The sequence below is a fragment of the Micromonospora sp. NPDC005173 genome (genome assembly GCF_040608515.1).
Lineage (GTDB): Bacteria > Actinomycetota > Actinomycetes > Mycobacteriales > Micromonosporaceae > Micromonospora.
In genome coordinates this window covers 292,673-315,042 of the sequence record NZ_JBEXIK010000003.1, presented here as the reverse complement: position 1 = coordinate 315,042, position 22,370 = coordinate 292,673, and the positions used below count along the sequence as shown (strand labels likewise).

22 protein-coding genes and 1 pseudogene are annotated in these 22,370 nt (G+C 71.9%); 13 read left to right on the top strand and 10 right to left on the bottom strand.

Annotated features, from left to right (window positions below):
- Nucleotides 1–91: 91 nt before the first annotated feature.
- Both ABZV00_RS06770 and ABZV00_RS06765 read left to right on the top strand, forming a co-directional pair.
- On the top strand, nucleotides 92–760 hold the full coding sequence (locus ABZV00_RS06770) for a Maf family protein (protein WP_355602466.1): 669 nt from the start codon (nucleotides 92–94) through the stop codon (nucleotides 758–760).
- On the top strand, nucleotides 757–1,410 hold the full coding sequence (locus ABZV00_RS06765) for an O-methyltransferase (RefSeq protein ID WP_355602464.1): 654 nt from the start codon (nucleotides 757–759) through the stop codon (nucleotides 1,408–1,410). Before ABZV00_RS06770 ends, ABZV00_RS06765 begins: the two co-directional genes overlap by 4 nt.
- A 77-nt stretch (nucleotides 1,411–1,487) precedes the next feature.
- On the opposite strand, the gene ABZV00_RS06760 is transcribed toward ABZV00_RS06765, so the two are convergent.
- The 3 genes from ABZV00_RS06760 to ABZV00_RS06750 all read right to left on the bottom strand — a co-directional run bounded on the left by ABZV00_RS06760 (nucleotide 1,488) and on the right by ABZV00_RS06750 (nucleotide 3,952).
- A complete protein-coding gene (locus tag ABZV00_RS06760) occupies nucleotides 1,488–2,243 on the bottom strand; it encodes an ABC transporter permease (RefSeq protein WP_355602462.1) in 756 nt (251 codons plus the stop codon).
- Nucleotides 2,244–2,260: 17 nt separating this feature from the next.
- On the bottom strand, nucleotides 2,261–3,220 hold the full coding sequence (locus tag ABZV00_RS06755) for an ATP-binding cassette domain-containing protein (RefSeq protein ID WP_328423465.1): 960 nt from the start codon (nucleotides 3,218–3,220) through the stop codon (nucleotides 2,261–2,263).
- Nucleotides 3,221–3,340: 120 nt separating this feature from the next.
- Nucleotides 3,341–3,952, bottom strand: coding sequence for a PadR family transcriptional regulator (locus tag ABZV00_RS06750; protein WP_328426303.1), 612 nt, complete (start codon nucleotides 3,950–3,952; stop codon nucleotides 3,341–3,343).
- A 147-nt stretch (nucleotides 3,953–4,099) separates the two neighbouring features.
- On the opposite strand from ABZV00_RS06750, the gene ABZV00_RS06745 reads away from it, so the two are divergent.
- Together ABZV00_RS06745 and ABZV00_RS06740 are read left to right on the top strand one after the other, a co-directional pair.
- Entirely contained in the window at nucleotides 4,100–5,851 is a 1,752-nt protein-coding gene (locus ABZV00_RS06745; RefSeq protein WP_355602460.1) for a biotin carboxylase N-terminal domain-containing protein, read from the top strand.
- Between the two features lie 102 nt (nucleotides 5,852–5,953).
- Nucleotides 5,954–7,393: a GuaB1 family IMP dehydrogenase-related protein gene (locus ABZV00_RS06740; RefSeq protein WP_355602458.1), complete on the top strand. Its 1,440-nt coding sequence runs from the start codon at nucleotides 5,954–5,956 to the stop codon at nucleotides 7,391–7,393.
- Nucleotides 7,394–7,420: 27 nt separating this feature from the next.
- On the opposite strand, the gene ABZV00_RS06735 is transcribed toward ABZV00_RS06740, so the two are convergent.
- Nucleotides 7,421–7,981, bottom strand: a complete 561-nt coding sequence (locus ABZV00_RS06735; protein WP_355602456.1) for a TetR/AcrR family transcriptional regulator — start codon at nucleotides 7,979–7,981, stop codon at nucleotides 7,421–7,423.
- Nucleotides 7,982–8,063: 82 nt separating this feature from the next.
- Between ABZV00_RS06735 and ABZV00_RS06730 the strand changes: the two genes are divergently transcribed.
- The 4 genes and pseudogenes from ABZV00_RS06730 to ABZV00_RS06715 all read left to right on the top strand — a co-directional run bounded on the left by ABZV00_RS06730 (nucleotide 8,064) and on the right by ABZV00_RS06715 (nucleotide 12,845).
- On the top strand, nucleotides 8,064–8,510 hold the full coding sequence (locus tag ABZV00_RS06730; protein WP_355602454.1) for a DoxX family membrane protein: 447 nt from the start codon (nucleotides 8,064–8,066) through the stop codon (nucleotides 8,508–8,510).
- Between the two features lie 25 nt (nucleotides 8,511–8,535).
- Nucleotides 8,536–9,018: a MarR family transcriptional regulator gene (locus tag ABZV00_RS06725; RefSeq protein WP_355602452.1), complete on the top strand. Its 483-nt coding sequence runs from the start codon at nucleotides 8,536–8,538 to the stop codon at nucleotides 9,016–9,018.
- Nucleotides 9,012–10,746, top strand: a pseudogene (locus tag ABZV00_RS06720) (ABC transporter ATP-binding protein). Before ABZV00_RS06725 ends, ABZV00_RS06720 begins: the two are co-directional and overlap by 7 nt.
- Before the next feature lie 164 nt (nucleotides 10,747–10,910).
- Entirely contained in the window at nucleotides 10,911–12,845 is a 1,935-nt protein-coding gene (locus ABZV00_RS06715; RefSeq protein ID WP_355602607.1) for an ABC transporter ATP-binding protein, read from the top strand.
- 59 nt (nucleotides 12,846–12,904) lie between these two features.
- On the opposite strand, the gene thrS is transcribed toward ABZV00_RS06715, so the two are convergent.
- Complete coding sequence (gene thrS, locus ABZV00_RS06710; protein WP_355602450.1) at nucleotides 12,905–14,122, bottom strand: threonine--tRNA ligase; 1,218 nt, start codon at nucleotides 14,120–14,122, stop codon at nucleotides 12,905–12,907.
- Nucleotides 14,123–14,640: 518 nt separating this feature from the next.
- Here thrS and ABZV00_RS06705 point away from each other — a divergent pair.
- The 4 genes from ABZV00_RS06705 (at nucleotide 14,641) to ABZV00_RS06690 (ending at nucleotide 16,777) form a co-directional block, all read left to right on the top strand.
- On the top strand, nucleotides 14,641–15,261 hold the full coding sequence (locus tag ABZV00_RS06705; protein ID WP_328423449.1) for a DedA family protein: 621 nt from the start codon (nucleotides 14,641–14,643) through the stop codon (nucleotides 15,259–15,261).
- Between the two features lie 43 nt (nucleotides 15,262–15,304).
- The gene (locus tag ABZV00_RS06700; protein WP_355602448.1) at nucleotides 15,305–15,673 is read left to right on the top strand and encodes a type II toxin-antitoxin system RelE/ParE family toxin; all 369 of its coding nucleotides are present in this window, start codon (nucleotides 15,305–15,307) and stop codon (nucleotides 15,671–15,673) included.
- Entirely contained in the window at nucleotides 15,670–16,002 is a 333-nt protein-coding gene (locus tag ABZV00_RS06695; protein ID WP_355602446.1) for a helix-turn-helix transcriptional regulator, read from the top strand. Before ABZV00_RS06700 ends, ABZV00_RS06695 begins: the two co-directional genes overlap by 4 nt.
- A gap of 136 nt (nucleotides 16,003–16,138) precedes the next feature.
- Nucleotides 16,139–16,777 (top strand): DUF998 domain-containing protein, encoded by a 639-nt coding sequence (locus ABZV00_RS06690; protein WP_355602444.1) that lies wholly within the window; start codon nucleotides 16,139–16,141, stop codon nucleotides 16,775–16,777.
- Here the strand turns inward: ABZV00_RS06690 and ABZV00_RS06685 are convergent.
- Nucleotides 16,755–18,158: an NAD(P)H-quinone dehydrogenase gene (locus tag ABZV00_RS06685; RefSeq protein ID WP_328423445.1), complete on the bottom strand. Its 1,404-nt coding sequence runs from the start codon at nucleotides 18,156–18,158 to the stop codon at nucleotides 16,755–16,757. The two genes, ABZV00_RS06690 and ABZV00_RS06685, sit on opposite strands and share 23 nt — an antisense overlap.
- A 106-nt stretch (nucleotides 18,159–18,264) precedes the next feature.
- On the opposite strand from ABZV00_RS06685, the gene ABZV00_RS06680 reads away from it, so the two are divergent.
- Entirely contained in the window at nucleotides 18,265–18,720 is a 456-nt protein-coding gene (locus ABZV00_RS06680; protein ID WP_328423443.1) for a gamma-glutamylcyclotransferase, read from the top strand.
- Nucleotides 18,721–18,792: 72 nt separating this feature from the next.
- Here ABZV00_RS06680 and ABZV00_RS06675 read toward each other — a convergent pair whose 3' ends face one another.
- The 4 genes from ABZV00_RS06675 to ABZV00_RS06660 all read right to left on the bottom strand — a co-directional run bounded on the left by ABZV00_RS06675 (nucleotide 18,793) and on the right by ABZV00_RS06660 (nucleotide 22,283).
- On the bottom strand, nucleotides 18,793–19,752 hold the full coding sequence (locus ABZV00_RS06675; RefSeq protein ID WP_355602442.1) for a GNAT family N-acetyltransferase: 960 nt from the start codon (nucleotides 19,750–19,752) through the stop codon (nucleotides 18,793–18,795).
- 59 nt (nucleotides 19,753–19,811) lie between these two features.
- Nucleotides 19,812–20,567, bottom strand: coding sequence for a hypothetical protein (locus ABZV00_RS06670; RefSeq protein ID WP_355602440.1), 756 nt, complete (start codon nucleotides 20,565–20,567; stop codon nucleotides 19,812–19,814).
- Between the two features lie 104 nt (nucleotides 20,568–20,671).
- Nucleotides 20,672–21,649, bottom strand: a complete 978-nt coding sequence (locus tag ABZV00_RS06665; protein WP_355602439.1) for a hypothetical protein — start codon at nucleotides 21,647–21,649, stop codon at nucleotides 20,672–20,674.
- Between the two features lie 4 nt (nucleotides 21,650–21,653).
- Nucleotides 21,654–22,283, bottom strand: coding sequence for an MBL fold metallo-hydrolase (locus ABZV00_RS06660; protein WP_328423439.1), 630 nt, complete (start codon nucleotides 22,281–22,283; stop codon nucleotides 21,654–21,656).
- Nucleotides 22,284–22,370: the final 87 nt, after the last annotated feature.

Below are 22,370 nucleotides of genomic sequence, written 5' to 3'. Positions count from 1 at the left end.
AGTGGATCAAGGCGTTCGGCGCGCGAGCTGGGGCGGCTGGGTGGTCGTGGTGCGCGGGTCGTGGGGGCGGTGGGCCGGTAACGTCGGTCGGGTGTCTGTATCTCTGCCGCTCCGCCTCGTGCTCGCCTCGGCGAGCCCTGCCCGTCGCAAGTCTCTCCAAGCCGCTGGCATCGAGCCGGACGTGCTGGTCAGTGGGGTGGACGAATCCCTGGTGGTGACCGAACGAGCCGAAGAGCTGTGCCTGGAGCTGGCTCGGCTCAAGGCGCAGGCGGTGCTGACCCGGCTGAGCCCGGCCACCGACCAGCGGACGTTGGTGATCGGCTGTGACTCGGTGCTCGCGTTCGACGGGGAGATCCTCGGCAAGCCCGCCGACCCGGCGGACGCCACCCGGCGGTGGCAGCGGATGCGGGGACGCAGCGGCGTTCTGCACAGTGGGCACTGCCTGATCGACGTTGCCGCCGGGCGTCGCGCGGAGGCGGTCGCCTCGACCACCGTCCACTTCGCCGACATCAGCGACGACGAGATCGCCGCGTACGTGGCCAGCGGCGAGCCGCTGGCCGTGGCGGGCGCGTTCACGATCGACGGGTTGGGCGGGCCGTTCGTGGAGCGGATCGAGGGTGACCCGGGGACGGTGGTCGGGCTCTCGATGCCGTTGCTGCGCCGCCTCCTCGCCGAGTTGGGCCTGCGGATCACCGATCTGTGGACGAAGGTCGCGCCCGGAGGCCAGACGATCGAGCCACTCGGTAACGTCCGGTCATGACCACCAAGTCGATCCCGCTCACCGACGAGCTGCACGCGTACCTGGTCGCGCACGGCTCTCCGCCCGACGAGATCATCCGGGACCTGGCCGAGGAGACCCGGTCGGTGCTCCCGGAGCACGCCACTATGCAGGTGGCCCCGGAACAGGCCGCGTTCCTGACCTTCCTCACCCGGCTGCTCGACGCGCGGCAGGCGGTCGAGGTCGGCACGTTCACCGGGCTCTCGGCGCTGGCGATCGCCCGAGGACTGCCCGAGGACGGGCGGCTGACCTGCTTCGACATCTCCGAGGAGTTCACCGGCATCGCCCGGCGCTACTGGGCTCGGGCCGGCGTGCAGGACCAGATCGACCTGCGTATCGGCCCGGCCGGGGACAGGCTCCGGGAGCTACCGCACGAGCGGTACCTGGACTTCGCGTTCATCGACGCGGACAAGACCGGTTACCCGGTCTACTGGGCGGAGTTGGTGCCCCGGATGCGTCCGGGTGGGGTGATCGCCGTCGACAACGTGCTGCGCGGCGGCCGGGTGATCGCGCCGCAGAACGAAGCCGACCGGGCCATCGCCGCCTTCAACGACGAGGTGCTGGCCGACGTGCGGGTGGACCCGGTGATGCTGCCGGTCGCGGACGGCCTGACGCTCGCCCGGGTGCGCTGAACGGCGGCAACCGCTGAACGCGGATATCGGGGTGTCCACGTGCGAAGGACACCCCGATATCCAGGAACTGGGTCGCGTCAGCGCACGCTGCGGGCAAACTGTCGGGCGGCCCAGACGACCCCCGCCGCGGCGAGCACCGTGGTGATGGTCAGGCCCTGCCAGACCTTGTCGCTGCCCAGGTCGCCGGCGAACAGCGCCCGGGTGCCGTCGACCGCCCAGGAGAACGGGTTCCAGTCGGCGATGCCCTGCAACCAGCCGGGCGCGAAGGTGAGCGGCAGCAGGATGCCGGAGAGCAGCAGCACCGGCTGAGCCACCGTGTTCATCAGCGGGGCCAGCGCGTCCTCGCTCTTGACCTTGAGCGCGACGCCGTACGAGACGGCCGAGGTCATCAACGCGATCAGGGCGAGCATCAGGTACGCCAACAGCAGGTCCCCGATGAACACCCGCAGGTCGAACAGGAGCGCCAGCAGGGTGATGATGACCGCCTGCACGAGGAGCGAGACCACGTCGCGCAGCGAGCGGCCGAGCAGCAGTGCGAGCCGGCTGATCGGGGTGACCCGGGATCGTTCGATGACCCCGGCGCGCAGCTCGGCGATCAGGCCGAAGCCCTGGAACAGGCCGCCGAAGATGGCCAGCAGCACGAGCAGACCGGGTACGAAGATCTTGTAGGCGGCAGCCTGGGTGGGCGCGTTCAGCGCCGGCTTGAGCAGCGGGGCGAAGAGCAGCAGGTACATCACCGGCTGGAAGACGCCGACGAAGACCCAGACCGGGTTGCGCAGCAGCAGCTGGGTCTGCCGCTGGAAGATCAGCCAGGTGTCACGGGCGAATTTCATGAGTCGTCTCCGGGTGGTCAGGACTCGCGCAGCGAGCGGCCGGTCTTGGTCAGGAAGACGTCGTCCAGGCTGGGCCGGTGCAGCTCGATCGAGCGCAGGTCCAGCCCGGCGTGGTCGAGTCTGCGCAGGACCTGCGGGATGGCGACGGCGCCCTCTTCGACGTAGAGGCGCAGGCCGCCCTCGTCGGCGGTCTCCAGCTTGTTGACGTACGGCTCGCCGTCGAGCACCTGGGCGGCCTGCGGGGTGGCGGCCAGGTCGAGGCCGACCAACACCACGTCGCCGGAGATCTCCCGCTTGAGCTCGGCCGGAGTGCCTTCGGCCACCACCTCGCCGTTGTCCATGATCGCGATCCGGTCGCAGAGCGCGTCGGCCTCGTCCAGGTAGTGCGTGGTGATGAAGACGGTCATCCCGTCGCTGCGCAGCCGCCGGATCTCGTCCCACATGTGGGCACGGCTCTGCGGGTCGAGGCCGGTGGTCGGCTCGTCCAGGAAGACGATCTTCGGCTCGTGGATGATGCCGAGCGCAATCTCCACCCGCCGGCGCTGGCCGCCGGAGTAGGTCTTGCACTTGCGGTCGGCGTACTCCGTGAGCTGGAAGGCGTCCAGGGCGCGGGCGGCGCGCTGCTGCGCGTCGGCCTTGCGGATGCCGTACATCCGGGCGTGCAGCACCAGCTCCTCGCGCGCGGTCGACTCGTCCCAGGTGCTGCCGCCCTGCGGGACATAGCCGATCCGACGGCGCACCTCGGCCGGGTCCTTGCGCAGGTCGGCGCCGGCGATGGTGGCATCGCCGCCATCCGGCTCGATCAGTGTGGCGAGCATCCGCAACGTGGTGGTCTTGCCGGCGCCGTTCGGGCCGAGGAAGCCGAAGATCTCGCCCTCGGCGACCTCAAGGTTGACGCCCCGCACGGCGTCCACCGTTTTCGTCTCTCGACCCGCGCGGGAGCGGAACGACTTCCGCAGCCCCCTGGTCTCGATCATCTCTGCTCCTGGTCGTCCGGGCCGGCCGGGCCGGCCGTCAAGGGGGACGACGCCGGACGGCGCACTCCCCGCTGTGCCGTCAGCAGGCTAACGCGATATAGCTTTTGTGGTCAACGTTGATTATTTCGTGTCGGGAGCGGCCGGCTCTCCGCCGTCCGTCCACTGCGGCCAACCTTCGGCGTTCGTCAGCTCAGCAGGCAGGTACGACACTCCGGAGTCGATCCGTTCCGCGATCCGCTCGCACCAGCTCATCTCCGCCTCCGCCCGCGCCGACCAGAGCTCGAACATCCAACCGACGTGCACCGGTTTGGTGTTGCGCACCCAGTCCGACTCCAACGAGGCGCGCATCGACTCGATGCCCGCACGCAGCAGGTTGGCCCGGTTGCGCAGGGCCGCCGCCGCCTCGGACCGCGGCATCGCGGGCAGGAACGAGAACGCCGCCGTGAACGGGTCCGTCGGCTCGTTGAAGTTCCACCAGAGGTTGCGCAGCAACGTCTCGAACTCGTCCTCCCCCTTGGCGGTCACCTCGTACGTGGTGCGTGCCGGACGGGCACCGACCTGCTCGGTGGCGACGGCGCGGAGCAGTCCCTCCTCGGTGAGTTTGCGCAGCGCGTGGTAGATCGACCCGGGCTGCACGTTGGCCCACTTGTCGGCGCTCCAGCTCAGCAGCTCGCGGCGCACGTCGTAGCCGTGCACGGGCTGCATCCACCGCACCAGCCCGAGGATCATCATCCGAGTCGCAGACACCACACAAGCGTATTAGCCAAGTTTGACTAGAGGCGGCAGGGACAGTGCGGCATCCCACACTGAGCGATCGTTAGGGCCACCAGGGTGGCCGATACACTCCCGGTCAGTAACCTGCCGGGAGGAGCCACGAAGGTGCGCAAGGTACTCATCGCCAATCGCGGCGAGATCGCCGTCCGGGTGATCCGCGCCTGCCGCGATGCCGGCCTGGGCAGTGTCGCGGTCTACGCGGACTCCGACCGCGACGCCCTGCACGCCACTCTCGCAGACGAGGCGTACGCGCTCGGCGGGGACAGCGCGACCGAGACGTACCTGCGCATCGACAAGCTGCTCGACGTGGCCGCCCGGGCCGACGCCGACGCCGTGCACCCCGGCTACGGCTTCCTGTCCGAGAACGCCGACTTCGCCCAGGCGGTCATCGACGCCGGGCTGACCTGGATCGGCCCCACCCCGCAGGCCATCCGCGACCTGGGCGACAAGGTCACCGCCCGGCACATCGCCCAGCGTGCCGGCGCACCGCTGGTCCCCGGCACCCCCGACCCGGTGGCCAACCCGGACGAGGTGATGGCGTTCGCCGTCGACCACGGCCTGCCGGTCGCCATCAAGGCCGCCTTCGGTGGCGGCGGGCGCGGCCTCAAGGTGGCCCGGACCATGGAGGAGATCCCCCAGCTGTTCGAGTCGGCCACCCGGGAGGCGGTCGCGGCGTTCGGCCGGGGCGAGTGCTTCGTCGAGCGCTACCTGGACCAGCCGCGGCACGTCGAGGCGCAGGTCCTCGCCGACCAGCACGGCAACGTGATCGTGGTGGGCACCCGGGACTGCTCGTTGCAGCGGCGGCACCAGAAGCTCGTCGAGGAGGCGCCCGCGCCGTTCCTCACCGACGCTCAGCGCGCGCAGATCCACGACAGCGCCAAGGCGATCTGCCGCGAGGCCGGCTACCACGGCGCCGGCACGGTGGAGTACCTGGTCGGCGCCGACGGCACCATCTCCTTCCTGGAGGTCAACACCCGGCTCCAGGTCGAGCACCCGGTCACCGAGGAGACCGCCGGCATCGACCTGGTCCGCGAGCAGTTCCGGATCGCCGACGGCGAGAAGCTGCGGATCACCGAGGACCCGACGCCGCGTGGGCACTCCATCGAGTTCCGGATCAACGGCGAGGACCCGGGCCGCAACTTCCTGCCCGCCCCGGGCACGGTCACCGCGTTGCGGCTGCCCACCGGCCCCGGCGTACGGGTGGACACCGGCATCTCGGCCGGAGACGTGATCGGCGGCAACTTCGACTCGCTGCTGGCCAAGGTGATCATCACCGGTGAGACGCGGACCGAGGCGCTGGAGCGGGCCCGGCGCGCGCTGGACGAGATGGTGATCGACGGGATGGCCACCGCGCTGCCGTTCCACCGGCTGGTCGTGCGGGACGAGGCTTTCACCGCCGAGCCGTTCACCGTGCACACCCGGTGGATCGAGACCGAGTTCCACAACACCGTGCCGCCGTTCGCCGCGGCCGCCAGCGCCGCCGAGGCGCCGGCCGAACGCGAGACCGTGGTGGTCGAGGTGGGTGGCAAGCGGCTGGAGGTCAGCCTCCCCGCCGGCTTCGGCGGGGGTACGACCACCACCGCGCCAGCCGCGCGCAAGCCGACCCGGCGCGGCGGCGGAGCGAAGGCCGGCGCCCCGGTCGGCGGCGACGCGCTCACCTCACCGATGCAGGGCACCATCGTCAAGATCGCGGTGGCGGACGGCGACAACGTGGCCGAGGGCGACCTGGTGGTGGTCCTGGAGGCGATGAAGATGGAGCAGCCGCTGCACGCCCACAAGGCGGGCACGGTCAGCGGGCTCACCGCCGAGGTCGGTGCCGTGATCACCGCCGGTGCCGCCATCTGCACCATCGCCTGACGGGTACCCCTTCCGCACGCTTTGTCCGCAGGCGAGGCGTTGCGGGGGTGGTTTGCGGCACCGACGGGGGCACGGGTGGCCGCAGGCAGGAATGATGGCCGGGTGCGGTTTCTTCACGGCGCGGTCCCCGCGCACGACCTGACCTACACCGACGTCTTCATGGCGCCGGCCCGCTCCGACCTGGCTTCCCGGCTCGATGTCGACCTGTCCACCGGCGACGGCACCGGCACCACCATCCCGCTGGTGGTGTCCAACATGACCGCGGTCGCCGGCCGGCGGATGGCCGAGACGGTGGCCCGGCGGGGCGCGATCGCGGTGATCCCGCAGGACATCCCGATCGAGGTGGTGGCGAACGTCGTCGCCTGGGTCAAGCAGCGGCACCTGGTCTACGACACCCCGATCACCCTGGGCCCGACCGAGACCGTGGGCGACGCCATCCACCTGCTGCCGAAGCGCTCGCACGGCGCGGTGATCGTGGTCGACGAGGCCGGCCGGCCGATGGGCGTGGTCACCGAGGCGGACACCCTGGGCGTGGACCGGTTCGCCCAACTGCGGCACGTGATGTCCACCGAGCTGCACACCGTTCCGGCGGACGCGGACCCGCGTGCCGGCTTCGACCTGCTCTCGGCGGGTCGGCGCCGACTCGCCCCCGTGGTGGACGCCGACGGCCGGCTGGTCGGGGTGCTGACCCGGCAGGGCGCGCTGCGGGCCACCCTCTACACACCCGCGGTGGACGACCGGGGTCGGCTGCGGATCGCCGCCGCGATCGGGATCAACGGGGACGTCACCGGCAAGGCCGCCGCGCTGCTCGAGGCGGGGGTGGACACGCTGGTCGTGGACACCGCGCACGGCCACCAGGCGCGGATGATCTCCGCCCTGCAGGCGGTCCGCAAGCTGGACCCGGGGGTGCCGGTGGCGGCCGGCAACGTGGTCACCGCCGAGGGGGTACGCGACCTCGTCGAGGCGGGTGCCGACATCATCAAGGTCGGCGTCGGCCCGGGGGCGATGTGCACCACCCGGATGATGACCGGGGTGGGCCGGCCGCAGTTCTCCGCCGTGCTCGACTGCTCGGCGGCGGCCCGGGAGCTCGGCCGGCACGTCTGGGCCGACGGTGGCGTACGGCACCCGCGCGACGTGGCGCTCGCGCTCGCCGCCGGCGCCTCGAACGTCATGATCGGTTCCTGGTTCGCTGGCACCTACGAGTCTCCCGGTGACCTCTACACGGACGCGGACGGCCGGCGGTACAAGGAGAGCTTCGGGATGGCCTCGGCGCGGGCGGTCAGCGCCCGTACCGCCGACGACAGCCCGTACGACCGGGCCCGCAAGGCGGTGTTCGAGGAGGGCATCTCCTCGGCCCGTATGCACCTGGACCCGGCCAGGCCCGGCGTCGAGGACCTGATCGACGAGATCATCGCCGGGGTACGCAGTGCCTTCACCTATGCCGGCGCGCGGGACCTGACGCAGTTCCACGAGCGGGCGGTCGTCGGCGTACAGAGCGCCGCCGGCTACACCGAGGGGATGCCGCTGCCCACCAGCTGGTGAGGGTCGGCGCAGGCCGCCACGCATTGGTCAGTTGACGAGCCGGCGCAGTACGGCACGGGCGGCCACGCGCGGGTCGTCACCGACCCGGTCCGGCAGTGCGCCCGCCAGCCAGAGGGTCGCGAAGCCGTGCGCGATCGACCAGGCCGCGAGCGAGTCCCGGTCGGCATCGGCGGGCGCGCCACGGGCGGGCAGCGCGCCCACCCCGGCCCGCAGTGCGGCCCGGGCCTGCCCCTGCGCGGCGACCAACTCGGCGTCGTCGGCCCGGTAGAGCTCGGGCCGGAACATCACCTCGAAGTGCGCCCGGCGTTGGACGGCGAAGTCGACGTACGCGACACCGGCCGCCAACAGGTCGTCACCCGCCCTGATCAGCGTCTGCGCCAACAGGTCGAAGCCCTGGGCTGCCAGCGCGGTGAGCAGACCCGCCTTGTCGCCGAAGTGGTGCGCGGGCGCGGCGTGCGAGACGCCGGCCCTGCGGGCCAGGTCGCGCAGGCTCAACGCGGCCGGCCCGACCTCCTCGATCGCCTCCACCGCAGCGGCGAGCAGGGCACGGCGCAGGTCGCCGTGGTGGTACGCGCGCGTCTCGGTCATGCCCGAATCATATCTTGTCATTGACAAGATGCCCGCCCAGGAGGCAATCTTGTCACTGACAAGTTTTCCCGAGGAGGATTCGATGGCACCCCTGATCGCCCTGGTGGTCGGCACCGCACTGGCCCGCCTGGCCGGCCTGGCCGGCATCACCGCACTGGACGGCTGGCACCCCGCACTACGGGTCGGGCTGGCCGTGATGTTCGTGTTGACCGGCGTCGCGCACTTCGTCGGCCAGCGGCGCGCCGGCCTGATCGCGATGGTCCCGCCCGCCCTGCCCAGGCCGGCCCTGCTGGTCACCCTGACCGGCGTACTGGAACTGGTCGGCGCGGTCGGCCTGCTGGTGCCGGCGACCGCCCGCCTGGCTGCGGCCGGGCTCGGCCTTCTCATGCTCGCGATGTTCCCGGCCAACGTCTCGGCCGCCCGGCGAGGGCTGACCCTGGCCGGGAGACCGGTCACCCCGCTCGGCCCGCGCACCGCCCTGCAGATCGTGTTCGTGGCTACTGCGGCGGTTATTTCATTTGGCCCCTGACTATCAGGGGGCTAACCTGCCTTCCGTGGAACTCGTCTCACTCCAGGATGTGCCGCTCGGCCGGCTGGTGGTGGTGGCCGGGCACCTGGTCGGGCAGCGGTGGAACCGCTACCTCGCCGAGGAGCACGGCCTCACCCAGGCCGGCATGGTGACGCTGATGACGCTCGCCCGACACGGCGAGTTGCCCCACCGGAAGGTCGCCGAGAAGGGCTTCGTGCGCCCGGCGACCCTGACCGGCATCGTGGACACGCTGGCCCGCGAGGGGCTGGTCGAGCGGCAGCGCGACGAGAGCGACCGGCGCAGCGTCCGGCTCGCCATCACTCCCGCCGGGCGGGAGCGGGTGGCGGCGCTCACCACGCTGATGCACTCCGGAATTCCGCTCACCTCGGTCGACGCCGACCCGGCGAAGGCCCAGGTCATCCGGGAGTTCCTGCTCGAGGTCATCGGCAGCGGGGACGACCCGCGGATGGCCGGACGTGACACCGAACCGAAGGATCCGTCGTGCTGATCCGACTGTTACGCAATCACCTGCGTCCCTACCACCAACCGTTGACGGCGGTCGTGCTGCTCCAGTTCGTGGGCACCATGGCCTCGCTCTACCTGCCCAGCCTCAACGCCGACATCATCGACCAGGGCGTGGCCCGGGGCGACACCGACTACATCGTGCGCACCGGCGGCTGGATGCTGCTGGTCAGCCTGATCCAGATCATCTGCTCGATCGCGGCGGTCTACCTGGGCGCGCGGATCGCGATGGGCTTCGGTCGGGACGTCCGCGCATCGCTGTTCGGGCACGTCAACCGCTTCTCCGCCCGCGAGGTGGCCCGGTTCGGCGCGCCGTCGCTGATCACCCGCAACACGAACGACGTGCAGCAGGTGCAGATGCTCGTGCTGATGAGCTGCACCATGCTCGTCGCCGCACCGATCATGAGCGTCGGCGGCGTGTTCATGGCGCTGCGGGAGGATCTCGGGCTCTCCTGGCTGATGCTGGTCAGCGTGCCGGTGCTGGCCGTCGCGCTCAGCGCGATCATCCGCCGGATGGTCCCGGGGTTCCGGCTGATGCAGACCCGGATCGACACGGTCAACCGCGTGCTGCGCGAGCAGATCACCGGCATTCGGGTGGTCCGCGCCTTCGTCCGCGAGCCGTACGAGACGGATCGCTTCGGCGTCGCCAACGCCGACCTGACCGCCACGGCGCTGCGTACCGGCAGACTGCTGGCCCTGATCTTCCCGGTGGTCATGCTGGTGCTGAACGTCTCCAGCGTGGCGGTGCTCTGGTTCGGCGCGCAGCGGGTTGACGCCGGTGCGATCCAGGTCGGCGCGCTCACCGCCTTCCTTCAGTACCTGATGCAGATCCTGATGGCCGTGATGATGGCCACCTTCATGCTGATGATGGTGCCCCGGGCCGCGGTCTGCTCCGAGCGGATCATCGAGGTGCTGGACACCGACTCGTCGGTTGTCCCCGCCGCCGACCCGGTCACCGAGCTGCCCACCCGGGCCGAACTGGAGCTGCGCGGGGTGCGTTTCCAGTACCCGGGCGCGGTCGAGCCGGTGTTGCGGGACATCTCCTTCCGGGCCACCCCGGGCACCACCACGGCGATCATCGGCAGCACCGGTGCCGGCAAGACCACCCTGCTGTCGCTCGTTCCCCGCCTGGTCGACGTCACCGCCGGCGCGGTGCTGGTCGACGGGGTGGACGTACGGGAGCTGGCACCCGACGAGCTGTGGCGGCGCATCGGCCTGGTGCCGCAGCGGCCGTACCTGTTCACCGGCACGGTCGCCAGCAACCTGCGCTACGGCAACCCGGACGCCACCGACGACGAGCTGTGGGCGGCGCTGGAGATCGCCCAGGCCCGGGACTTCGTGGCCGAGATGCCCGGCGGGCTGGACGCCCCGATCGCCCAGGGCGGCAGCACGGTCTCCGGTGGGCAGCGGCAACGTCTGGCCATCGCCCGGGCGTTGGTCCGGCAGCCGGAGATCTACCTGTTCGACGACTCGTTCTCGGCGCTCGACCTCGGCACGGACGCGCGGCTGCGGGCGGCGCTGCGCCCGGTCACCGCGCAGGCCGCAGTGGTGATCGTGGCCCAGCGGGTCTCCACGATCGTCGACGCCGACCAGATCATCGTGCTTGAGGACGGAGGGGTCGTCGGAGTGGGACGACACGAGGAGTTTGCTGGAGAGCTGCCCGACGTACGCCGAGATCGTGGCCTCCCAGCAGACGGCGGAGGTGCCGGCATGAGCGAGCCCGACGAGTCGCGGACCGCGGCCGTACCCACGCAGAAGCCGGCCGGCGACGCGCGGACGCCGGAGGGCGACGCGCAACAGCCCGGCGGCGACGCGGCGACGCCGAAGCGGTTGCCTCCGGGCCGCCAGGGCGGCGGGCCGCCGTGGGCGGGCGCCGGGATGCCCGCCGAGAAGTCGATGAACTTCGGGCCGTCCGCCCGGCGGCTACTCGGCCGGCTGCGCCCACACCGGCTGCACCTGACCGCGATCATCACGCTGGCCGTGGTGAGCGTCGGCTTCAGTGTCGCCGGGCCGAAGATCCTCGGCCACGCCACCGACCTGATCTTCAACGGGGTGATCGGCCGGCAGTTGGAGGCTGGGACGACCACCGAGCAGGCCGTCGCGGCGGCCCGGGCCGGCGGCAACGAGAGCTTCGCCGACATGCTGGCCCGGATGGACATCGTGCCCGGGGCGGGCATCGACTTCAGCGCCCTGAGCCGGGTGCTGCTGTTGGCGCTCGGGCTCTACCTGGCCGCGAGTGTGTTGTCGTGGTGGCAGGGCTGGCTGCTCAACGGGGTGGTCCAGCGCACCGTGCTGCGGCTGCGGGCGGAGGTGGAGGAGAAGCTCAACCGGCTGCCGCTGCCCTACTTCGACCGGCAGCCCCGCGGTGAGCTGCTCAGCCGGGTCACCAACGACATCGACAACATCTCGACCAGTCTCCAGCAGACCCTCAGCCAGCTGCTCACCTCGCTGCTGACCGTGATCGGCGTGCTGGGCGTGATGTTCTGGATCTCGCCGCTGCTGGCCCTGGTGGCCCTGGTCGCGGTGCCGTTGTCGGTGCTGGTCACCCAGCGCATCGCCAAGCGCTCGCAGCAGCAGTTCATCGCGCAGTGGAAGCACACCGGCGAGCTGAACGGCCAGATCGAGGAGGCGTACACCGGTCACGAGCTGGTGAAGGTCTTCGGCCGGCAGCGCGAGGTGGAGGCCGCGTTCGCCGCGAAGAACGAGGAGCTGTTCCGGGCCAGCTTCGGCGCCCAGTTCATCTCCGGGATCATCATGCCGTCGATGATGTTCATCGGGAACCTCAGCTACGTGGCGATCGCCGTGGTCGGCGGGCTACGGGTGGCGTCCGGGACGATGAGCCTTGGCGACGTGCAGGCGTTCATCCAGTACTCCCGCCAGTTCACCCAACCCCTCACCCAGCTCGCCTCGATGGCCAACCTGCTCCAGTCCGGGGTGGCCTCGGCCGAGCGGGTCTTCGCGGTCCTCGACGCCGAGGAGCAGAGCCCCGACCCGGTCGAACCGGCCCGGGTTCTCGACCCGCACGGCCGGGTCGAGTTCGAGCACGTCTCGTTCCGCTACGAGCCGGACAAGCCGCTGATCGACGACCTGTCACTGGTCGCCGAGCCGGGGCACACGGTTGCCATCGTCGGCCCGACCGGCGCCGGCAAGACCACACTGGTCAACCTGGTCATGCGGTTCTACGAGCTGGACGCCGGGCGGATCACCCTGGACGGGGTGGACATCACCACCATGCGCCGCGACGACCTGCGCGGTCGGATCGGCATGGTGCTCCAGGACACCTGGCTCTTCGGCGGCACCATCCGGGACAACATCGCCTACGGCCGGCCGGACGCGACCGAGGAGGAGATCCTCGCCGCGGCCCGGGCCACCTTCGTCGACCGGTTCGTGCACAGCCTGCCGGACGGCTACGACACGGTGATCGACGAGGAGGGCAGCAACGTCAGCGCCGGCGAGAAGCAGCTCATCACCATCGCCCGGGCGTTCCTCGCCGAGCCGTCCCTGCTGATCCTGGACGAGGCGACCAGCTCGGTGGACACCCGCACCGAGGTGCTGCTCCAGCGGGCGATGGCGGCGCTGCGCTCGGATCGGACCAGCTTCGTCATCGCGCACCGGCTCTCCACCATCCGGGACGCCGACCTGATCCTCATGATGGAGAACGGTCGCATCGTCGAGCAGGGCACCCACGAGCAGTTGCTCGTCGCTCAGGGCGCGTACCACCGGCTCTACCGCTCCCAGTTCACCGGCGCCGCCGTGGACGACGACTCCGCCGCCCCGGCCGCGCCCGCCAACGCCCAGCCCGCGTCGGTCTAGGGCGGATCGCCGTGCGCACTGTTCGGTCGACGACGATCCGCGCCGGATCGGCGGGTGGGTCAGTCTGGCGGCAGCAGGTCGGCCGCGCGGCTGGCGACCTGTCGGCTGATCAGGGCGAGCGCGGCGGCGGCGGGCATCGGGTCCAGGGCGCGGCCGCCGCGCAGGCGCAGCGCGAGGTGCCCGTCGGCCGCCTCGCGGGAGCCGAGCACCCCGAGGTACGGGACGCGGCGGCGGGCCGCGTCCCGGATCCGGGCGCCCAGCGAGCCGGCGGCGTCGACCTCGACCCGCAGCCCGGCGTCGACGGCCCGCCGGGCCAGCTCGGTCACCGCGTCGACCTGCCCGTCATCCACCGGCAGCAGCATCAGCTGGACCGGCGCGTACCAGGCCGGGAAGGCGCCCTCGTGCACCTCGATGAGGTACGCGAACAGCCGCTCCATGCTGCCGACCAGGCTGCGGTGCACCATCACCGGCCGCCGCCGGCTGCCGTCCCGATCGGTGTACGACAGGTCGAACCGCTCCGGCTTGTCGAAGTCCAGCTGGATGGTGGAGATGGTCGACTCCCGGCCGGCCGCGTCCACGATCTGTATGTCGATCTTCGGGCCGTAGAAGGCGGCCTCCCCCGGCGCCTCGACGTAGTCCACCCCGGCCAGCGCACCCCGGAGCAACTCCTCGGCGCGGGCCCACTGCGCGTCGTCGCCGACGTACTTCTCGCCCGGTCCGCGCAGCGACAGCCGGAAGCCGGCCGGGCGGACGCCGAGCGCGGCGTGCGCGGCGCGGATCAGCCCCAGGATCTCCACGACCTCCTCGCCCACCTGGTCCGGAGCGCAGAAGGTGTGCGCGTCGTTGAGCGAGATGGCACGTACCCGGGACAGCCCGCCGAGCACCCCGGAGCGCTCCGAGCGGTACATCCCGCCCAGCTCCGCGATCCGCAGCGGCAGCTCCCGATAGGAGCGGCCCCGGGCCCGGAAGACCAGCGCATGGTGGGGGCAGAGTGCCGGCCGGAGCACGAACTCGTCGTCGGCGCTCAGCCGCATCGGCGGGAACATGTCGTCGGCGAAGTAGCCGAAGTGCCCGGAGAGTTCGAAGAGTTCCCGCTTGCCCAACGGTGGCGAGTAGACGTGCTGGTGGCCGGAGCGGCGCTCCAACTCCCGGACGTACTCCTCGACGGCGTGCCGGGCGGCGGCGCCGGCCGGCAGCCAGATCGGCAGGCCGGCGCCGGCCAGCGGGTCGGAGACGAACAGGTCCAGCTCCCGGCCGAGCCTGCGGTGGTCAATCATGTCGCGCTCCTGGATCGGGTACGACCCGGAGGCGACCTGGACTCCGAACGCCGCGCGGCCCTCGGGGGCGGATCGCCCCGGGGCCTGGTCGACGGTGGTTACGTCAGAGCGGCACGCCGGGGACACCCGGCGTCGTGGTCACCACTACCGCGCTGCGCATGCGGCGACGGTACCCGCCGGGCGGACGCGGACGCACCCGGATTTGTGGTGCCGAAGGAAGGGGCGGGCCGCCGGCGCGGGACCCGCCGGCGGCCCTGGGCGGCCCGAATCGTCAGGAACGGGGGACCCGACGGACGGGGCCGCGCGCACAACGGTACGCCGACGGACGCCGATCCGCCGACCCCACGCGGGCCCGGTGGGACGGTCGTCGAGCCGTCACCCGAGGACCGTTCGCCTCGTTGTACAGGGGTGGCCCGGCAGTGTCGACGGTCACGACGGGACGGGGCTGTCCACGGTGACGCCGGACACGCCGTCAGGCTCAGGACACTCAATCGGCCGCATCCGGCGAGGTGGCAGGCGTGCCCGAACTACTGACTGACGTCGCATCGCCGACGTGGGCGTACCTCGTGCTGCTTAGCCTGCTGATCGCGGACGCCTTCGTCCCGGTGATCCCCACCCAGATCATCATGATCACTAGCGGCGCGCTCACCGTCTACGGCGGGCTCAACCTGCCGGTCACCATCGCCGTCGGCGCGCTCGGTGTGTTCGCTGGCGACCTGGCCTGCTACCTGCTCGGTCGGAGTGCACCGGACCGGCGGGCGCCCCGGCACACCGAGCCGAGCCGTGCCCGCCGGATGGCCAGCCGGGTCACCCAGGGGCTGCGCCAGCCTGGGCCGGTGGTCATCCTGCTGTGCCGGTTCGTGCCTGGCGGTCGGATGGCGGCCTGCTTCTCGGCCGGCCGCAGCCGCTACCCGTACCGGCTGTTCCTGCTCTACGAGGCGGTCGCCGCACTGGGCTGGGCCACCTACGGCGCACTGGTCGGACACCTGGGCGGCACCGCGCTGACCGAGTCGGCATGGCGGCTGGCCATCATCGCCACCGCCGCGGCGGCCGGCTTCGCCGCTGCCGGCTGGGCGATGACCCTGGTCAGCGCCCGGCACGCCCGCGCCGCCGCCGCAGCCGACATCCCCATCGACTGAGTGTTGCCACCCTGTACGCATAAGCTGCGCTTATATTGACAGGATGTGGGACGTCAAACTTCATCCTGCGGTCGAGGAGTGGTTCCTCGACCTCTGCAGGACGGATCCCGCCAGTGCCGACCTCATCAGCGAGGCCATCGATCTCCTCACCGAACACGGGCCGGCGCTCGGGCGTCCCCTGGTCGACCGCCTCAAGGGCAGTTCTTTCCACCACATGAAAGAGCTGCGACCCGGATCCGCTGGCTCCACGGAGGTCCGCATGATCTTCGCTTTCGATCCACTTCGAGAGGCGGTCTTCCTGGTCGCTGGCGACAAGTCGGGCCAGTGGCAGAGTTGGTACCAGACGGCCGTCCCCTTGGCGGACGATCGGTTCCAGGAGCACCTCATCAGCCTGAAGGACACACAACGATGACCGGTGGAGCTGACTGGCGGGATGTGAAGGCGAAGGCCCGGGAGCTCGATCCGTCCTGGGATCATCCGGATCGGGTTGCACGACGGGCGCAGCAGCGCGAGCAGATGCTGGCATCGGTCAGTGGCATGCAGCTGGCGGAGATCCGCAAGCAGCTGGGCATGACCCAGGCCCAATTGGCCGAGGCCGCAGGATTGACCCAGGCGAGGATCAGTCAGATTGAGAATGGCGAGCACACCAGCCTGGAAACTCTCCGTGCCTACGTCACCGGCCTGGGAGGCCACCTCGACGTCGTCGCCCGCATCGGGAACATCCAACTGAACGTTGCCTGATCGGCGAAGGCCGCCCTCGACAAGCGGCCGGCGCCGGGTCACGACCATTTCCGGGTACCTCTAGGGGTGGTCCCCCGGGACGATTTCGGTGGCCATCCCGGATCCGGCTCGGGTCTCTGCGGCGACAGGCTGAGGCATGCCTGGAACCCGGAGTACCGGCCTGCTCGCCCTCAGCGGAATCGCGCTGGCGGCGCTGCTCACCGTGATCGGTCATCTCGAAGTCAACGACGACCTCAACCCGTGGGCGCTGACCATCAGCGACTTCGCGGTCTCCGACCGGGGCGGCGTAATCGACATCGCGATGGTGGTGCTCGCGCTCGCCACCGTGGCGCTGCTGTACGGGCTGCGCCGCACCGGACCGCCCGAGCCGGTCTCCGATCGACCGACCGAGCTGCTGCTCGGCGCGTGGGTGGCCGGACTGCTGCTGGCCGCGGTGGTGCCGACGAACGAGCCGGGCACCGCCATGACCACCGCCGCGTACCTGCACCGGTACGCCTCGGTGGTCGCCTTCCTGGCGCTGCCGGCCGCCGGCTGGCTGCTCGCCCGCCGGCCCGACCTGGCACCCGCCGCCCGGACGCTGCGCGCCCTCGTCCTGCTCAGCCTGGCCCTGGCGGCGGCGATGATCTGGTCCGCCTACCCCGGTGAGCGCCTGCTCATCGGCCTGGCCGAGCGCCTGCTCATCCTCACCGAGGTGGCAGTGCTCGGCACCGTCGCGGTGACCCTGGCCCGGACGCCGGTCGCCCGGTGGCGGGTCACTCCAGCTCGTGGAGCATGAGCTGGCGGGCCGCCTCGGTGATCGAGCCGGACAGCGACGGGTAGATGGTGATGGTCTGTGCCAGCTCGTTGACGGTGAGGTTGTTCTCCACCGCCATGGTGATCGGCAGGATCAGCTCGCTGGCCTTAGGGGCGACCACCACACCGCCGACCACCTGACCGCTGGCCGGCCGGCAGAACAGCTTCACGAAGCCGTCGGAAAGATCGTCCATCTTGGCCCGGGCGTTGCCGGACAGCGGCAGCATCACCTGCCGGGCCGGCACCTTGCCGGAGTCCACCTCGTCCTGGGAGACACCCACCGTGGCCAGCTCCGGGTCGGTGAAGACGTTCGCCGCGACGGTGCGCAGCCGCAGCGGGCGGACCGCCTCGCCGAGCGCGTGCCACATCGCGATCCGGCCCTGCATGGCGGCGACGCTGGCCAGCAGCAGCACGCCGGTGCAGTCACCGGCGGCGTAGATGCCGGGCACGTTGGTGCGGGACACCCGGTCGACCGTGACGTAGCCACCCCGGCCCAGCTGCACGCCGTACTCGGCGAGGCCCAGGTCGGCGGTGTTCGGGATCGAACCGACCGCGATCAGCGCGTGGGAGCCGAAGACCTTGCGGCCGTCGGAGAGCTCCACCTCGACGCCGTCCGCGGTACGCCGGACCGCGTCGGCCCGGGAGTTGTTGAGGATGTTCATGCCCCGGTTGCGGAACACCCGCTCGATGGCCGCGGCAGCGTCGGCGTCCTCGTGCGGCATCACCCGGTCCCGGCTGGAGACCAGCGTGACCTCGACCCCCATCGCCAGGTACGCGCTGGCGAACTCGGCGCCGGTCACGCCGGAGCCGACCACGATCAGGTGCGCGGGCAACTCCGGCAGGTCGTACACCTGACGCCAGGTCAGGATGCGCTCGCCGTCCGGTACGGCGGTGGGCAGTTGGCGTGGCGTCGAGCCGGTGGCCACCAGCACGGTGGACGCGGCGATCGAGTACTCCTCGCCGCCGCCGGCCGGGGTGACGATGACCCGGTGGGTGTGCCCGAGAGCGTCCTCGCCCAGCCGGGCGGTGCCGGCCACGAAGGTGACACCCGCCTTGAGCAGCTTGGCGTGGATGTCGGCGGACTGCGCCAGCGCGAGTCGCTTGACCCGCTCGTGCACCGCCCGCGCGTCGACGGTGACCGCCTCCAGGCCGTCCGAGTGCACCCCGAACTCCTCGGTGTCCCGGTAACCGGTGACCACCCCCGAGCTGGCGATGAAGGTCTTCGACGGTACGCAGTCGGAGAGCACGCAGGCCCCGCCCGCGCCGTCCGCCTCCACCACGGTGACATCGGCATCCAGCTGGGCGGCGACCAGCGCCGCCTCGTACCCGGCCGGCCCCCCGCCGATGATCACGATCCGGCTCACAACGTTCGCCCTTCGTCGATGCTCACAGTGACTTTCTTCTCCCGAGCGCACCCGACACGCACAGTCGTATTCTCCCCCACCCGTCGGCAGGGCTATCGTCATCGCCGTGCGTCATCACGCCGCCTACGGCTCAAATCTCGACCCCGCACGCATGCGCGCCTACTGCCCGCATTCGCCGATGGTGGGCACCGGCTGGCTGGAGGGGTGGCGGCTGACCTTCGCCGGGGCGGACGTGATCGGCTGGGAGGGCGCGGTGAGCACCCTGGTCGAGTCCCCCGGCGACCGCGTCTTCGTGGCGATCTACGACATCCACCCGTACGACGCGGCCCAGCTCGACGAGCTTGAGGGGGTGGCCGCCGGCACGTACCGCAAGCTGCACGTCCGGGTCTCCACCCTCGACGGCGACGTGACCGCGTGGATCTACGTCTTCGACGGGTACGAGGGCGGCCTGCCGACGTCGTGGTACCTCTCGGAGATCGCGAACGCCGCCGAGAAGGCGGGCGCGCCGGACGACTACGTCACCGAGCTGCGGTCCCGCCCCACCGGCACCGCGTCGGCGTAGGGCGTATCGCACGCCCTCAGTCTGCTCTCGCCGCCGGCCGGACCGTTCGTCGGCCCCGGCCGGGGTCGTCAATCACACACCGGCCGCCGGGACGAGCACCTCGAACATGTCGGTCCACCGCGTCTGCCGCAGGCCCACCGACCGGTAGAGCGACAGCGGCGCGGTCGGGTTGGTGAGGTCCACCCCGAGGCCGGCCGCCTGCCGGCCCTTCTCGGCGTAGCGGGCGAAGGCACGGCGCAGCAGCGCGGCGCCCACCCCCCGCCGGCGGTACGCGGGCAGCACCGACAGGCTCCGCACGAAGCCCTCCTGCTGGTCGAGCGCCTGGTCCGAGGACTGCAACGCACCGGCTTGTACCCCGTCCACCTCGGCGACGAACCACTCGTCCCAGGCGGTCACGTCACCGATCCGGGCCCGCCACCGCTCGTACGACAGCGGCTCGTGGTCCGGGGTGTCGCCGAAGGCGATGTCGTGGATCCGGTGGAACTCCCGCAGGTCGGCCTCGTCGTCCGGGCGGACCGGGCGGACCGTCACGCCGGGCGGCGGGGACGGCTCGGCGGGCAGGTCGGCCAGCGGGCGGCTCATCCGGACGTACCGCTTGGCCAGGGTGAACCCGGCCGTGCGCAGGTCCCGTTCCCAGTCGCGTTCCGGCTCGAAGACCGCGCACCGGACGGTGAGCGCGGGCAGCCCCCGCTCGGCCGCCCGCTCGGCGACCCGGTCCAGTTGCCGGGCCAGCAGCGGAGCCCGCACCGCGGCGGCCCGCTCCGGGTCGACGTAGACCTCCACGAACTCCCGGCCGACCCCGGTCGGGTTGTCCAGGGTCGCCCAGGCGACCACGGCGTCGTCCGGGTCCACCGCCAGCCAGGAGTCCCGCGCGGGGTCGAAGAAGGGGGCGCCCAGCGACTCGGCGACGTCCTCGGCGTCGAAGTCGGGATGGCCGATGGCGAAGGTGTCGGCGGCGTGCACCACCGCGAGGATCGCCGGAACGTCGTCGAGGGTGGGCCGGCGCGTGGTCCAGCCAGCGGGAAGGGTCACGGCAGGTGATCCTGACAGCCGACCGCCGCCGGCGCCGCCCATTTTTGGACAGCCCGTCGTCACCGGCCGAGGGGCAGCGTGGGGGCGAGGTCGGCCCGGGTCCGGTGCAACAGCTCCACCAGCTCGGCGCCGTCGGCAGCGCCGAGCACCGCGAACGCCGGCGCGGCCAGCCGGTTGGTCACCGCCTCCGCCCAGAGCCGCCGACGCACCAGCGGCCCGACCGGCGGGTACGGCGGCGGCCAGCCACAGGCCACCGCGCCGGCCTCCCCCTCGGGCCCGGCCAGCACGGCCTCCAGCGGGGTCATTCCGGCGGCGCGCACCGCCAGCAGGTAGGCGCCGGTGAAGTGTTCGCGGAGCAGTCGCAGCCCCGCGGCGCTCCGTGCGCCGGCGGAGAGATCCGGCAGCGGCATGGCCCGCCAGGCGGCGAAGAGCGGCATGCCACTGGCGTCCGCCGCCGTCACCGCGCGCTCGACCAGCCCGGCCAGGCGCTCGGTGCCAGGCAGCGCGCCCAGGTGCTGCGTCCCCCACCGACAACACTCGGCGAGGCTCGCGGCGGCCACCTCGGCCGGCCGGAGGACCCGGGCCGCGGCGCCCCAACCGTCCGCGACCGCGTCCGGGGCGATGAAGCCGAGGGCGGCGGCGGCCGTCTCGGCCCGTACGTCGCCGAGCGCGCCGGCCCTGCCGCTGATGTAGAAGGCCCAGCCGGAGATGCCGAGCAGCCGAGCCCGGCGCAGCGTGGTCGGGCATCGACTGAAACCGTCGCCCAGGTCGAGCACGACCGGCTTGCTGGCGGCGGCGACCTGCTCCGGCGTCATCCGAACGCCACCCCCGGGCGCACCGGCCCACCAGCCACGGCGCCTTCCCGATCCGGGACTGCCAGCCCGCGACGGCCCGCCCGCTCGTCGTCGTCCATCGATGGTCAGTCTGCCGGGCCACCGCCGGAGTCCGCAGTCCCCTCTTCGGCCGCCAGCGCCTCGACCGCCGCCTCGACCTCGCCCGCGCGCCGCCGGGCCACGGTGACCGCCCGCTCGGCCGCGCGCCGGGCCAGCTTGGCCCGGCTGAGATCCTGCTCCGCGACCGCCCGCCGCCGCTCCAACTCGGCCAGCTCGGTCTCGATCCGATCGAGTACGGCGGCGCCGTCGCGCTCATGCCCGGTCGCCTCGGTCAACTCGGCTTCGGCACGCTCCTGGTCGGTGCGGGCCCTGGCCAGTTCCCGGTCCAGTGCCCGGCGCTGCCGGTCCCGCTCGGCGCGGGCCGCCCGCTGCGCCGCCCGCTCGGCCCGCTCCGCGGCCCGGTCGGTACGGGGGGCAGCCTCCTCGGGGCGGGCCCGCTGGGCACCGGGGCGGCGGACCGGGCGTTCCACTTCCGGCCCCTCGTCGTCGCCGGTGACCAGCCGCAGCTGCGGGCGGGGCACCTCGCCGAAGCCGGCGTAGCTGGCCGCTCGGATCAGGCGTCCAGCCCGGACCTGCTCGGCGACCTCGGTGTCGGAGAGCGCCGCGTTCAGGGTCGCCTCCACCTCGGCCAGCGGCAGCTTGCTGGCCGGCGGGGCGTCCGGCTCCGCTGCGGCGAGCTTGCGGACCTCGGCGACCAGGGCGGCCACCACCGCCCGACGCTGCGCGGACAGCTCCCGGAGCCGGGGCCCGCGCAGCTCCCGCTGGGCGGCACGCAGCGCGTCGGCGAGCTGGACGAGGTCGGCGACCAGCTCGGGGCGGTGGATGGCGAGCAGGTTGACCAGCCAGGCGGCCACCGTGGGGCGGCGCAGTCGGGCCAACTGCCGGGCGGTGGTCGGGTCGCCGGCGCGGCGGGCCTCGGACACGGCGGCGTCCCGGGCGGCCACGAACCGCTCCGGTGGGGTGCGGTAGAGCTGCTCCACCAGCTCCGGGGAGGGGCCGGGCATGGCCTTAGACGTCCACCCGGCTACCGGGCTCCAGACGCTGGTACTCGGTGCCGGACAGCGCGGCGTACTGCCGGTCGAGCACGCCCAGCCCGTTTGCGTTGAGCAGCCCGTCATGCAGCGCGTACGCACGCCGCGGGGCGACCGCCCGGATGAAGTCGACCACCTCGGAGAACTTCGACCAGGGAGCGTGGATCGGCGCGAAGAGCGTGTCGACCGGGGTTTCGTCCGGCACCACCAGGGCGTCCCCGGGGTGGTAGACCACGTCATTGATCAGGAAACCGAGGTTGTCCACCACCGGGATGTCCGGGTGGATCACCGCGTGCCGCCCGCCGTACGCGCGGATGGCGATGCCGGCGGCGGTGAACGACTCGCCGGCCGCGACCGGGTGCAACGCCTCGGCCGCGTCGCCGAGGGTGCCGGCGAGCGAGGCGGGCCCGTGGATCGTGAGCGGTCCCCGGTCGAGCTGTAGGCACACCGCCGCCACATCGAGGTGGTCGGCATGTTCATGGGTGACCAGCACCGCGTCCGCACCTTCCAGCGCTGCGGGATCGCTGAACACCCCGGGGTCGACGACGAGCACTCCCCCGTCGTGTTCCACCCGGAGGCAGGAGTGGGCGTACTTGGTGAGCCGCATCGTGACTCCTCGATTATCGAATCGTGACGTCCTCAGCGCAGTCTGCCGGAACCAGCCGACGAGCGCGCCGCGTCCGAGGTATCGCCA

Coding starts and splice junctions, on each gene's coding strand:
- ABZV00_RS06765 (WP_355602464.1), top strand. CDS start 757: ATGACCACCAAGTCGATCCCGCTCACCGACGAGCTGCACGCGTACCTG.
- ABZV00_RS06760 (WP_355602462.1), bottom strand. CDS start 2,243: ATGAAATTCGCCCGTGACACCTGGCTGATCTTCCAGCGGCAGACCCAG.
- ABZV00_RS06755 (WP_328423465.1), bottom strand. CDS start 3,220: ATGATCGAGACCAGGGGGCTGCGGAAGTCGTTCCGCTCCCGCGCGGGT.
- ABZV00_RS06750 (WP_328426303.1), bottom strand. CDS start 3,952: ATGATGATCCTCGGGCTGGTGCGGTGGATGCAGCCCGTGCACGGCTAC.
- ABZV00_RS06735 (WP_355602456.1), bottom strand. CDS start 7,981: ATGACCGAGACGCGCGCGTACCACCACGGCGACCTGCGCCGTGCCCTG.
- ABZV00_RS06730 (WP_355602454.1), top strand. CDS start 8,064: ATGGCACCCCTGATCGCCCTGGTGGTCGGCACCGCACTGGCCCGCCTG.
- ABZV00_RS06715 (WP_355602607.1), top strand. CDS start 10,911: ATGCCCGCCGAGAAGTCGATGAACTTCGGGCCGTCCGCCCGGCGGCTA.
- thrS (WP_355602450.1), bottom strand. CDS start 14,122: ATGATTGACCACCGCAGGCTCGGCCGGGAGCTGGACCTGTTCGTCTCC.
- ABZV00_RS06700 (WP_355602448.1), top strand. CDS start 15,305: ATGTGGGACGTCAAACTTCATCCTGCGGTCGAGGAGTGGTTCCTCGAC.
- ABZV00_RS06695 (WP_355602446.1), top strand. CDS start 15,670: ATGACCGGTGGAGCTGACTGGCGGGATGTGAAGGCGAAGGCCCGGGAG.
- ABZV00_RS06690 (WP_355602444.1), top strand. CDS start 16,139: ATGCCTGGAACCCGGAGTACCGGCCTGCTCGCCCTCAGCGGAATCGCG.
- ABZV00_RS06670 (WP_355602440.1), bottom strand. CDS start 20,567: ATGACGCCGGAGCAGGTCGCCGCCGCCAGCAAGCCGGTCGTGCTCGAC.
- ABZV00_RS06665 (WP_355602439.1), bottom strand. CDS start 21,649: ATGCCCGGCCCCTCCCCGGAGCTGGTGGAGCAGCTCTACCGCACCCCA.
- ABZV00_RS06660 (WP_328423439.1), bottom strand. CDS start 22,283: ATGCGGCTCACCAAGTACGCCCACTCCTGCCTCCGGGTGGAACACGAC.